Source organism: Amycolatopsis sp., assembly GCF_025464955.1.
In the GTDB taxonomy this organism is placed as follows: domain Bacteria; phylum Actinomycetota; class Actinomycetes; order Mycobacteriales; family Pseudonocardiaceae; genus Amycolatopsis.
The window spans coordinates 1-11,912 of record NZ_JAODNM010000012.1 but is presented as its reverse complement, the minus strand read 5'-3'; the positions used below and the strand labels follow the sequence as shown (position 1 = coordinate 11,912).

The following is an 11,912-nucleotide window of genomic DNA, read 5'->3' as shown; positions in this document are numbered from 1 at the left end:
GACTCGCCGATGTGCTGTGCGAGTCCCACGTTCAGCGAGGGCGAGTCCCACACTCAGACCGGCGAGTCCCACACCCAGCTCCGGACACCGGCATTCGCCATACACCGGACACGACCAGGCCCTTGCTGCGGTAAAACGCTGCCAGTCCACAGCAACCAGCACCCACACATACCACCGAAGAACCACTTTTGTACAAAAGTACCCTCGTTGAACGCTCAACCATCGCAACTCGCCGTCGAGTTGCGAAACGGACATCCTGCGCGGTCAACTCCCGTTGGCGGACACCGCGAGTTCCACGCTCAAGGCGCTGAGTTCCACGCTCGCGATCCCGCACATACGACACAAGAGCCACAAAAGTGCCCTCGTTGAGCGTTCAACGAGGGCACAAAAGTGCAAAAGTGCCGTCAGTGGTCGTCGTCGGGGACGGTGGCGTTCTGGAGAGCGACGGCCCGCACCAGCTTGGCGTAGCGCAGTTCGAGCTCCTTGAACCGCAGGAACGTGTTGATGGTGGCGAAACCGAAGGCCACGATCATGCCGTAGAGCAGGAGGTCGGTACCGCGGCCGACGCCGAGGAAGTTGGCGATCTTGCTGACCTCGTTGGGCAGCAGCACGGCGAGCACCCCGAAGATCATGAACACCGCGAAGCCGAGCTTGACCCCGGCGGCGGTCTTGCTCTTGCCGTGGTGGCGCAGGAACAGCAGGAGCAGCAGGAGAGTGGCGGCGATGAGCAGGATCTGGATCAACATGTCAGCGCCTCGGACCCGTCCTCAGAACACTGTCGAAGACAATGTTCACCCCGTTGATCAATGACTGGCCCTTGGCCATCGAATACTCCGTGTAAAGGATCGTCACGGACTCTTCCGCGACCTTCCAGTGGTGGTGGTCGACGAGTTCGACGAACTCCGACGCGTGCCCCATACCGTTGATGGTGATGTTCAGCGTGTCCGCCACGGTCCGGTTGAACACCCGCAGCCCGTTGTGCGCGTCGGTGAGCCCCAGTCGCCTCGTACGCGGGCTGAGCAGCACCACGGTCTTGAGCACGAAACGCTTGATCCACGGGATGTGGCTGGTGTCAGCGCCGGTCAGGAACCGGGTGCCGACGACGATGTCGAGGTCCTCGGCCTGCAGCCGCTTGACCATCCGCACCACGTCGTCCACCTGGTGCTGGCCGTCGGCGTCGAAGGTGACGAAGTACTTGGCACCGGGCTGCGACCTGGCGTAGCTGACGCCGGTCTGGATCGCGGCGCCCTGGCCGAGGTTCACCGGGTGGCGCACCAGGTGCGCGCCGGCCTCGTGAATGCGGTCGGCGGAGAAGTCGACGCTGCCGTCATCCACGCAGACGATGTTGGGGAATGTCTGCCTGGCGTTCCGGATGACATCCCCGATGACCTGGGCCTCGTTGTACACGGGAACGACCAACCAGACATCGGACCACTCGGTCACCAAGTCCTCCAGGACGTTTGAAGCATTGTCGAAGATTCGCGGATCAATGCGCGGGTCTCGTCGGTTCCGGGCTTATTCGGAAACGAAAAGATCTCGTTCGAAGTGTAGTTCCAGCCGCCGGAGCGCTCGTGCCCGGTGCCGGGTCGGCGCCGATCGGGCTCAGGATCCGGCGACCGCGCTGCCCGCGGGCAGGTACTCCGAGCTGGTCCGGCCGCGCAAACCGTCGCGAAGGCCGTGCCGCATCGCGCGCAACCGGGCTCCCCGAGGCTTTTCGTACAACGCGGTCAGCAGTACCCAGCGGACCATGATCAGCACCGACGTCAGGCTCCACACCGGCGACCGCCGGACGTTCTCCTTCACCAGCACGACGCCGTTGCGGATCACCCAGTACAGCCGCCACCGCGGATGGTGGGTGACGCGGACGTGCCCGACCAGGAACCGGTGCTCCTGGACCTCGCCGAGCGAATGCGGGAGCCTGATCCGCTTGTCCTGCACGATCCGCGCGCCGGTCCGCCGCAGGCGCAGGCAGAAGTCCTGGTCCACGCAGTCGACGAAGAAGTCCTCGCGGAACCCGCCGAGCTCGTCGAGCAGGGCACGCCGCACGACCATGCCGGAGGTGATGACGGCGTCGCGGTCGGCGACGTCGGGGCGCAACGCCGTGCGCGGGTCGATGTAGGACTCACGGACCGCGTCCCAGGGCGCGGGGGCGGCCGCGCCGACCGACGGGTCGGCCAGGTGCGCGGCCAACTGCTCGATCAGCCGCGTCGAGAGCACCGAGTCCTGGTCGAGCAACAGAACCGCGTCCGAACCCGCCGACACCTCGCGCAGGCCCAGGTTGAGCGCACCGGCCAGGCCGAGGTTGCCGTCGGGCCGCAGCACGCGGACCCCGTCGGGCAGCTCCCCGGCGAGCAGGTCCGCGCCGCCGGGGGTGTTGTCCACCACCAGCACCTCGGCGCAGGACGCAGTGGCAGCCTCGACGACGGCCAACAGCCGGGCGTCGGGGTGGTATGCCGTCGCGATCGCGGTGATCTTGCCGGTCATCGCCGGGGGTTCTCCTGACATCAGCAGGCGGTGATCTTGTAGAGCTTGAGGTCGCCGTCGGCGTCGACCAGCTGGAAGCCGGGCCGTCCGACAGGATCCACGATGCCGGGGTAGTCCTTGCGCCGGTTGTCGGTCAGCCAGAAGTGCTGGTTGCCGATGAGGACGAAGTCGACCCCGAGCTTCTTGGCGTCCAGACATACCGTCGGGTCGGAGACGGCGTCGACCAGGTGCTTGGCGAGGTAGTCCTGCGGCGGCGTCTTCGGCAGGTCCATGTGCGGGAACAGCGGCTTGCGGTCGATCAGGGCCCACAGCAGTGCGCTGCCGTCCCAGGGGTTGCTCGCCACCACCGCGTTCGCCGGGATGTCCTTCTTGATCTTGTCGTAGAAGGCGCGCTCGCGGTCGTCGACGAGGTTGTTCGTGGTGGAATCGGTCCGGGAGGTGTAGGCGTACCCGACCGTCGTGATGTGGGCGTTGACGTACATGCCCTTACCGGCGAGGGCGACGAGCAGCGTGACCACCAGGGTCACCCCGAGCGTCGAGGCGCCGAACCGCCCCAGCAGCGGGCGCTCACGCTCGGCGAGCTTGTCGCGCAGCAGCTTGGAGACGTACACGATTCCGAGCACGGCCAGCGGCACCGCGGTGATCGGAATCGCCGCCGCCAGCCGGTTCGAGTCGTTGTACCAGTAGCCGGTGAAACGCTGGGTGCCCGGCGTGTTCAGCGCCGCGGCCAGCACGTACAGGAAGACGCTCGCGGCGAAGGCCCCGATCAGCCAGCGCTGGTCGCGCAGCTTCCACAGGAGCACGATCCCGACGATCATCGCGGCCGCGAGCGCCCAGAGCGCCGGACGGCCGTTGGTGGAGCCGAACACGGCCTGGCCGACAGCCTGCGTCGCGCTCTCGAACGGAGCCCAGTAGAACGTCCGCACGGTCGCGAGTGCCGGGGTCGTGGACGCGACGCGCCAGGCTCCGACGAGCACGATCACGGCGACGGCGAACCAGCTCAGGCCGCGGGCCGTGCGCCCCTCCGCCCGCATCCGCAGCGCCCACCGGCCGATACCGGTGAACAGCGGGAACAGCATGATGACGGCCAGCGTGAACAGCGAGTTCGGATGGGCGAGGCCGCCGCCGATCACCACGAACGGCAGCAGCAGCCAGGCCCGGCCCTTGCCGATGACGTCGTCGTTGGCCAGCCCGGCCAGCGACACCGCGACCGACGCGCCGATCGGGATCAGCGAGAGCCCGAGCAGGTTCGGCCACAGCACGCCGAAGTCCATCAGTCCCCAGGGGAACGCGGTGAAGCCGATGCTGACCAGGCCGGTGATGGCCATCGCGGGGATCGACCGGCCCCCCACCTGGCGGACCAGCAGGACGCAGCTCAGCGGCCAGACGACCACGGCGAGCACGCCGGTCAGCAGGTTGGCCGCGACCGGGATGCTGGTGCCGGTGGCGAGCACCACCAGCGACGCGACGTCGTGCCACGCGCCGGGGTAGAACCCGGGCGGCATGCCCGGCGTGCCGAGGGTGGTCAGCGTCAGCGAGGACGCCTGGCGGCTGTCGATGATGTAGGCGATGGCGTTGTAGTGGAAGACCGCGTCGAACGTCTCGGACAGCGAGTCCGGGCTGCCCATACCGATGATGGTCGCGATGCCGCCGAGCACGATCGCGGGCACGAGCCCGACGAAGGCAGCGACGATGAGCGGGCGAGAGTCCGCTTCGCGCACGACATCGAAGCGCTTGCGAAGCAGCCACGCGCCCCCGCCCGTGACGACGGCCGCGAGCACCGTGACGATCAGGACCAGCGGCACCGACCACGACAGGCCCAGTTTGCCGGCGAGCACCGCGGTCACCGCGATGATCGCTACGCTCAGCGCGGGCGCCACTGCCCAGGCCGCGATGCTGCGGAACCCGGCGGCGTAGCTGAGCAGCAGCCCCGGTACGAAGAGCCAGCCCACGCAGACCAAGGCGACGGGTGAGACGTCCAGCCAGTTCATGCAGTCCTCGTACCTAGTCGCGGAGTCACGGGCTCGCGAAGTCTATGAGCAACAGGATGGCGCACTTCGCGTGGATCCTTTTCGGACCCTGGACCCGGTGTCCGGATGGGGAAAGTAGGGAGTCGAATACGATGTCGGCGCCTTTGCCGTTTCTTGCTGACATTCGAGGATCATGAGCGTTGTTGCCGTAGGTACAGGGACAGGCCGCCAGGGTGCCGTGCCGGGCGGAGAGGACGGACCGCCGCCCACCCGGAACTGGGTACCGGCCAGGCTCGTCCACCTGATCAGCCGGGTCTGGCTGTGGCCGGCCCTGCTGGCCCTCGTCCTCGGCCTGTACCAGCTGGGTCGTCCGGAGCTCTGGCGGGACGAGTTGGCCTCGTGGGACGCTGCTTCGCGCAGCACGGGCCAGCTGTTCGAACTGCTCGGGCACACCGACGCCTCCTCCGGTGCCTACTACTTGTTCCTGCACGGCTGGATGGCGCTGTTCGGAGACTCGGTCGTCGCACTGAGGGTTCCTTCAGTGCTCGCGATGGCCGCGGCCGCCGCGCTCACCGCTCTGGTCACGAAGCGGATGTTCGGCGACCGCGCCGCCGTGTGGGCCGGGATCGTGTTCGTCCTGGTTCCGGCCGTGTCGCGGTTCGCCCAGGAGGCACGTTCGTACGCGTTGACCGTTTTTGCCGTGGCACTGGCGACATTGCTACTGCTTCGGGCACTTGACCGGTCGGGGTGGCTTCGGTGGGTCGGCTACGCACTGGCCGTGTCGTTCGTCGGCGTCCTGAATCTCGTCGCGCTGTCTTTTCTGTTCGGCCACGGAGTCGTGGTCGCGGTGCATTGGTGGCAGCGGCGAGAGCGGCGGATCCTGCTCGGTTTCCTGGCGGCTACTGCGGTCGGGGTGGCTATGCTGACTCCCGTCGTGATCTTCGGGCTGCGGCAGGCCAAGATCCAGTTCGATATTCCCGTCCCCAGTCCGGGCGCCGTCTTCGCGCTATGGCCCCAGCTGTTCTGCTCCATATTGATGGCCGGCGCTGTGATCGTGCTGGCTCCGCTGGCGCTCGGCGCTTCGCGGAGCCACGCGGTCGGCGGGCTGGCGATGGCCGCGCTTCCGATCGCCGTGGTTTGGGTCGTCTCGCACGGTGGAACGTCGTACTGGATGCCGAGATACCTGACATTCACCTTGCCGGCGTGGGCATTGGTCGCCGGCGCCGGCATTGCTGCGCTCGGCCGGGTGCCTGCCGTCGTCACGCTGATCGTGCTGGCCCTGCTCGGCGTGCCCGACCAGCGCGCGCTGCGCGCCCCGGACGCGCACGACTGGTGGACTTATCCTGGTGCACCGGCGACACCGTCGTTCAGCTACGCCGGTGTCGCCGCCATCATCGCGCAGGGCTACCGCCCGGGCGACGGGGTGGTGCCGGTCCGGGCGATCGACGGCTACTACATGATCGACACCGGGCTGCGTTACTACCTACCAGCCGGTGTCGAGCCGCACGATGTCTTCGCGGCCCGCACGGGGACCGAGCTCGGGGAGTTCTTCACCGAGGACACTGCTGATCCTCAGTCGGCACTGCGTGATGTGCGCCGGTTGTGGCTGGCCAGGGTCAATCAGTCAGCGGACCCGCTGGACAATGTCCCGCCGGTGGATCCGTTGGAGGGACTCCCGTCCGCGCAACAGCGGGCGCTGCGGGCAGATTTCACCGTGGCGCAGATCGACCACCCCTCCGACTACGCGACTGTGGCCCTCCTGGAGCGCAAACCCGCTCCCGCGCCGCCTGCTCCCCAACCAGCCACGTCGACCCCGCCCGCGAACGCTTCTCACAAGCACAAATCGCGAGGATAAGCGTGCGCCCAACGAGGCCATTTGGGGTCTGCTCAGTGTGGGAGAGCGGACTGTAGCGAGCGAGGCATTTCAGGTTACGGATGTGCTCGGCGGGATCTGACAATGCACGGAGAAGCTTGGCGTGCGACCTCACACAGTGGTCTGGATGGGTGCCCACGGGTCCTCGTTGAGAGCGAGTTTTCGGTAAGTAGGATACGCCGGACATCTCGGTCGGGGCGCTGTGGTGGGTGACCGCCCGGAGCGACCGAATACCGATCGCGCACGTACATGAGGGGAGCGATCCGGTCCAGATGACAGGGAACGCGACAGCGATCGAGGACGACGCGGGCCCGCTGACGTCCCTCTGGGCCCGGTGGAAGCCCCGTCTGGCCGGGCTGTTCCCGGCCGCCGAACCGAGCAAGACGCCTCGGGCGAGGGTGGTGGCCGGCTACTCCGCCGCGTTCCTCGCGGCCGTCGCGTATCTGCTGCTGATCCCGGCGGGCCGGACGCGGCTGAACCACCTCTGGGCCGAGGACGGCGCGCGCTTCCTGCTGGACGCCCGCACGAAGTCGTTTGGTGCGAACCTGGTCTCGCCCTACGAGGGCTATCTGCACATGGTGCCGAGGCTGGCCAGCGAAGTGATCGGGCTGTTCCCGCTGAGCTGGGCGGCCGTGGGCATCGCGGTCACCGCGGCGATGCTGCGGGCGGTCGTGGCGCTGTTCGTGTTCGCGTCCTCGGGCGGGCTCGTGCGGTCCCGCGTCGCGCGGTTCGCACTGGCCGCGCTGGTCGTGGTGGCCCCGGCCGGGAACTCCGAATCCCTGGGCAACCTGGCCAACTTCCACTGGTTCGCGTTGTATGGCGCGTTCTGGCTGCTGTGGTGGCGGCCGGCGAAGCGCTGGCAGAGCGTGGTCGTCGCCATCGCGCTCTTCCTGGCGGTGACGACCAGTGCGGTGGGCCTGCTGCTGGCCCCGATCGCGGTGGCCAGGTTCGCGCTCGCCGGGCGGCGGCAGGCGTTGATCACCGCCGGGTTCTGGGCAGGCACGGTCGTCCAGCTGGTCGCGCTTCTGCTGGCCCAGCGGGATCCGTACTTCGCAGAGCCCATCGACGTCTTCGGTGTCGCGACGGGTGCCCTGATGCGGGTTCCGCTGGTGGCGTTCAGCAACTCAGAGGACGTCGCGCGGATCTACTCCCTGTTCGGCTACTGGCCTGCGGTGCTGACGCTGCTCTTCGCGCTGGCGCTGGCGGCGGTGGCGATCCGCTGGAGCGGCACGCCGCGTCGGGTGCTGGTGGTCGCCGCGATCGCTTATGGCGCACTGTTCATCGCCTTGGACCTGGGCCGGAACTGGCACACCGGGCTGTACGTCGACCGCCCCGGGGTCGTGATCGACGGCCAGCGCTACAGCTCGGCGCCGGTGCTGTTCCTGCTCACCGTGGTCGTGATCGGGCTGGACCAGATCCCCAAGGCCGCTTGGCGGCGCATCGGTGCGGTAGCCGTGGCGGCAGTCCTGCTCACCGGCATCGTGCGGCAACTGCCGAAGTCGGCCTATCCGCTGACCGGCACGCCGTGGGACCAGAGCGTCGCCGACGCGAAACTCCAGTGCGCGCAAGGAAAACCGACCGCGCGCGTAGTGGAGGACCCAGCCGGTTGGTTCCTCACACTGCCCTGCGACGACGTGAACTGACGGGCCGACAACCACCAACTCGCCGTCGAGTTGCGATGCTGAGGTTTGGCAACTATCGCAACTCGCCGTCGAGTTGCGATAGTTCTCAGTGGACGGCGGGCGCGGGTGCGTCGGCGGTGGGCGGCAGGGCGCCGTGGGTCGCCCGTGCCAGCGCGACGGCCATGACGGTCGCCAAGGCGATGGGGCCGACGGACGCCGTGAGCACCGCGGAGAAGACCGGGTCGAGCGGCAGTACGAACGCGACGACCATGGCCGCCGCGCCGGTCAGATAGGACGCCAGCACCAGGCGGTGCTTGCCGAGGGCGAGCAGCGCGGGTTGCGTGACGTTCGCCGTCATCAGGAAGAGCGTCCCGATGCCAAGCCCGGCCATGGTCGCGCCGGACAACAGGCCCGCCACCTTGGGCGCGTAGACCCCGAGCAGCCAGGGGCCGGCGGTGGCCAGCACGAGGATGCCGGCCAACCCCAGCACCACGCACGCCGCGACGGTGCGCATGGTCTGCTTGCGCACCCCGAGGCGGTCTCCGCGCGTCGCGGTTTCGGTGAGCCGCGGCAGGAGCATGGTCTGCAGGGGTACGAAGGCGAACATCGGCAGCCGGGTCAGGGTCAGCGCCACGCCGATCGCCGCTGAGAGCGCGGGTTGACTGACAAGCTTGGCCGCGACGAGCACCGGCGGCAGGTTGACCACGGCCTGGTTGGTGAGGCTGGCGATGACCAGCAGCCCCAGGCCCGCCGCGATCCCGAAGCGCATCTTGCCGGCGCCCGCGATCGGCTCGGCGGCACCCGGCGACGTCAACCGGGCACGGTTGCGGTCACCGGCGAGCCAGAAGAGTACGGCGCCGACCAGCGCCGCGAAGAGTTGACCGAGGACGAACGCCAGGCCGAAGGCCCAGACCGAATCCACCTTGAGCAGCCACAGCGCCGTGCACAGGATCAGGCGTGACAGGCCTTCTGTGGCCAGCGACGCGGCATAGAAACCGAACCGCTTGCTGCCGGCCAGCGCGCCGCGGACGGTGGACGCGCAGCAGGTGGCGAACAGGCCGACGATGAGCTCGCCGACCAGCGACCAATGCCCCTGGAACGACCCCTTGACCAGCACCGGAGACAGCACGAGCACCCCGGCGGAGGCGAACAGGAACAGCCGGACCGCCTGCTTGGCCACCACGTGCGCGGCCGGAACCGAGAGTCGGCCGACGGCGCGTTCCTGGCTGACCGTGCGCGACATCTCCTGCTCGACACCGGAGAAGACACCGAGCGCGACGGTGTTGATCAGGAAGTACAGGCTGGTCAGGGCAGCGATCCCGGCCGTGCCGACCCCCGAGCGGGTGATCAGGCCGATGTACCCGACACCGGAAAGGACCACCAGCGCGAGCCCGGCGCCGATCAACGGCATCGGACCGCGGAGGAAACGGAAGGGGTTCATGCTCCAAGCCTGTCGGTCTGTCGGTCGAATTCGGGGCGGCGACCAGGCCGCGCATCACACGCGGCAAGTGGAGATCGTCCCGCTATCGCAGCGTAGCGGACAGTGTCCGGGCGGCGATGTCCCGTCGGGAAGGTGGCCTGGCCGGGGCGTCCGCGAGCGTCTGTAGCATCAATCCGGCCAGTGGGAGACGCGGTCGGTCGCCCTCTGCCGCCGATCTCGAGGAGCCCCCATACCGATGGCTGAGCCCAGCATCAACATCACCGCTGTCGTCACGGCCTACCATCCGGACGACCGGTTGTCGGCCGTGATCGGTACCGCTCTCGAGACCTGCGCCGAAGTGCTCGTCGTCGACAACACCCCGGCCGGGTCGGCGTCGCTGACCGACGGACTGGCCGGGCCGGGCGTCCGGGTGCTCCGCTCCGGGAGCAACGGAGGCCTCGCGGGTGCGCTCAACGCCGCGGTCGGCGCGCTATCCGCCAAGGCCGAAGCGGTCCTCGTTCTCGACCAGGATTCCGTGCTCCCGGCCGGATTGGTGACCGCGCTCGCGGCGAGCCTGGCGGACGCGTCCATCGGCGTCATCGCTCCCACTCCGGTCGACGCGGTGGACGGCTCGACCTACGACCGGTTCGCGCCCAGCGCGGGTGAGCTCGTCGACCGCGACACCGTCATCACCTCCGGGATGCTGGTCCGGCGCGAGGTCCTCGACGCGGCGGGACCCTTCCGCGACGAGTTCTTCGTCGACTGGGTGGACAACGACTTCTGCCTGCGGATCCGGCGCAACGGCGTCCGGATCGTGCAGGACACCAAAACCCTGCTGCCGCACTCGATCGGCGACCGGCGCGAGCACCGCGTCGGGCCGATGACCATCCGGGTCCTTCGTTATTCGCCTTGGCGGCACTACTGGATCACCAGGAACGGGCTGGTGCTGATCCGCGAGTCGCTCGGCCGCAACCCGCGCTGGGCGCTGCAGGCCGTGCTCTACCTCGGTCGTCAGGCATTGACCACCGCGGTGTTCGAGCCTTCGCGGGCGGCGAACGTCAAGGCGATCCTGCGCGGAGCCCTCGACGCCGTGACGAACCGGACGACACCCGGCTACCTGCCCGCCGGCGCCGACTACCGCTCCGGAACGAAGGTGGCACGATGACCGCGCCGGTGACCGCCGTCGTGACGGCGTACCACCCGGACGACAGGCTGGCGGCCGTGGTCGAGTCCGCGCTGCTGACCTGTACCGGGGTGATCGTCTCCGACAACACCCCGGCGTCGTCGGCCTCCGCCGCCGAGAAACTGGACGACCCGCGGATCACCGTGCTGCGCAACGGAAGCAACCAGGGCCTCGCCGCCGCTCTCAACGCCGCGGTGGAGAAACTGCCCGCCGACACCGCCTTCGTCCTGTTCCTCGACCAGGATTCCGTGCTGCCGCAAGCACTCGTCCCGGCATTGTCCGCGCACTTCGCCGACGAGCACATCGGCGTCGTCGCGCCGACGCCGTGGGACGCCGCGCACGGCGGGACGTACGAGCGGGCCGCGGAAACGGGCCCGGTGGTCGCCGACCGCGACGGCGTGATGACCTCGGGCATGCTCGTCCGGCGCAACTGCCTCGACGCCGTCGGCCGGTTCCGTGAGGATTTCTTCGTCGACTGGGTCGATTTCGACTTCTGCCTACGTGCGCGCAATGCCGGGTTCCGCGTGGTCCAGGACACGAGCGTGCTGCTCCCGCATTCGCTCGGCGACCGCCGGGAGCACCGGGTCGGTTTCCTTCGGACGCACGTGCTGCACTACCCGGCTTGGCGGCACTACTGGGTCGCCAGGAACAGCACGATCCTCGCCAGGGAGCAGCTGCGCGGGAACCGGCGCTGGGCGTTGTCGGCTGTGCTCTACCTGACGCGGTGGACGGTCAACACGGCCCTGTTCGAGGCGAAGCGGCGAACTCACGTGGCGGCACTGCTGCGTGGGTTCTTCGACGGCATGACCGGCCGGGTGAGTGCGAAGTACCTACCGGCCGGTTCTTCGTACGCGGGAACCGACGTCTAGTCCTCCGGTGGGTGCTGGTGTGGCGTTGCGGTCCGTGCTCGAGTGACTCGGGGGACGTTTAGTACAAATCATTTGTATCGGGGGACGTTTCGTACACAAGGGCACCGGACCGGCTAACCCCAGCAATCACACTGACACCACCAGCCCCACGGACGCGGGGCCTCCGATCCGGTCCGCGTCCCCCGCCACCCCAGTCCCTGCCGCCCAGAGCGGAACCCGACACGACGTTCTGCCCCGCGCTGTCGAACGTCGAAATCCCAAGTCACCTCAGCACTATCAACGCCACACGGGTGACCCCGAGGGGTCGCCGCCGCTAGTCCTCGATCGACCAGGTGAGAGTGCGTGCTTCGGGGTCGGGGCGAGTGCTCCAGCGGACGGACACCACCCGGGTCGCGTCCGGCAGGATGTAGACGGTGTGGCCGCCGCGCGTCTCACCGGGGCCGACGCCGATCTTGTGCTGCGGACGCGACGTCAGCGAAACCGGTGCCTTG

The 11,912-nt window shown here is 68.5% G+C and carries 9 protein-coding genes and 1 pseudogene; 4 read left to right on the top strand and 6 right to left on the bottom strand.

The features are described 5' to 3' along the window. Positions 1 to 404: 404 nt before the first annotated feature. The 4 genes from JWQ81_RS01405 to JWQ81_RS01390 form a co-directional block, all read right to left on the bottom strand. Positions 405 to 746: a DUF2304 domain-containing protein gene (locus tag JWQ81_RS01405; protein ID WP_297536894.1), complete on the bottom strand. Its 342-nt coding sequence runs from the start codon at positions 744 to 746 to the stop codon at positions 405 to 407. A gap of 1 nt (position 747) precedes the next feature. Then, positions 748 to 1,443, bottom strand: coding sequence for a glycosyltransferase family 2 protein (locus JWQ81_RS01400; protein WP_297536893.1), 696 nt, complete (start codon positions 1,441 to 1,443; stop codon positions 748 to 750). Between the two features lie 159 nt (positions 1,444 to 1,602). Then, complete coding sequence (locus tag JWQ81_RS01395) at positions 1,603 to 2,505, bottom strand: glycosyltransferase (RefSeq protein ID WP_297536892.1); 903 nt, start codon at positions 2,503 to 2,505, stop codon at positions 1,603 to 1,605. Further along, a complete protein-coding gene (locus JWQ81_RS01390) occupies positions 2,505 to 4,475 on the bottom strand; it encodes a DUF6541 family protein (protein WP_297536891.1) in 1,971 nt (656 codons plus the stop codon). Before JWQ81_RS01390 ends, JWQ81_RS01395 begins: the two co-directional genes overlap by 1 nt. 172 nt (positions 4,476 to 4,647) lie before the next feature. On the opposite strand from JWQ81_RS01390, the gene JWQ81_RS01385 reads away from it, so the two are divergent. Both JWQ81_RS01385 and JWQ81_RS01380 read left to right on the top strand, forming a co-directional pair. Further along, positions 4,648 to 6,309, top strand: a complete 1,662-nt coding sequence (locus JWQ81_RS01385) for a glycosyltransferase family 39 protein (RefSeq protein ID WP_297536890.1) — start codon at positions 4,648 to 4,650, stop codon at positions 6,307 to 6,309. 290 nt (positions 6,310 to 6,599) lie between these two features. Further along, positions 6,600 to 7,970 (top strand): hypothetical protein, encoded by a 1,371-nt coding sequence (locus JWQ81_RS01380; RefSeq protein ID WP_297536889.1) that lies wholly within the window; start codon positions 6,600 to 6,602, stop codon positions 7,968 to 7,970. Positions 7,971 to 8,055: 85 nt separating this feature from the next. Here the strand turns inward: JWQ81_RS01380 and JWQ81_RS01375 are convergent, their stop codons facing one another. Next, entirely contained in the window at positions 8,056 to 9,390 is a 1,335-nt protein-coding gene (locus JWQ81_RS01375) for a hypothetical protein (protein WP_297536888.1), read from the bottom strand. Between the two features lie 235 nt (positions 9,391 to 9,625). On the opposite strand from JWQ81_RS01375, the gene JWQ81_RS01370 reads away from it, so the two are divergent. Both JWQ81_RS01370 and JWQ81_RS01365 read left to right on the top strand, forming a co-directional pair. Beyond that, positions 9,626 to 10,534 carry a glycosyltransferase gene (locus JWQ81_RS01370; protein WP_297536887.1) on the top strand — a complete coding sequence of 303 codons (909 nt, stop codon included), beginning with the start codon at positions 9,626 to 9,628 and terminating at the stop codon, positions 10,532 to 10,534. Next, positions 10,531 to 11,421, top strand: a complete 891-nt coding sequence (locus JWQ81_RS01365; protein ID WP_297536886.1) for a glycosyltransferase family 2 protein — start codon at positions 10,531 to 10,533, stop codon at positions 11,419 to 11,421. The genes JWQ81_RS01370 and JWQ81_RS01365 overlap by 4 nt, the downstream gene beginning before the upstream one ends. Positions 11,422 to 11,734: 313 nt before the next feature. Here the strand turns inward: JWQ81_RS01365 and JWQ81_RS01360 are convergent. Beyond that, positions 11,735 to 11,912 (bottom strand): annotated as a pseudogene (locus JWQ81_RS01360) (AsnC family protein); the annotation flags it as partial.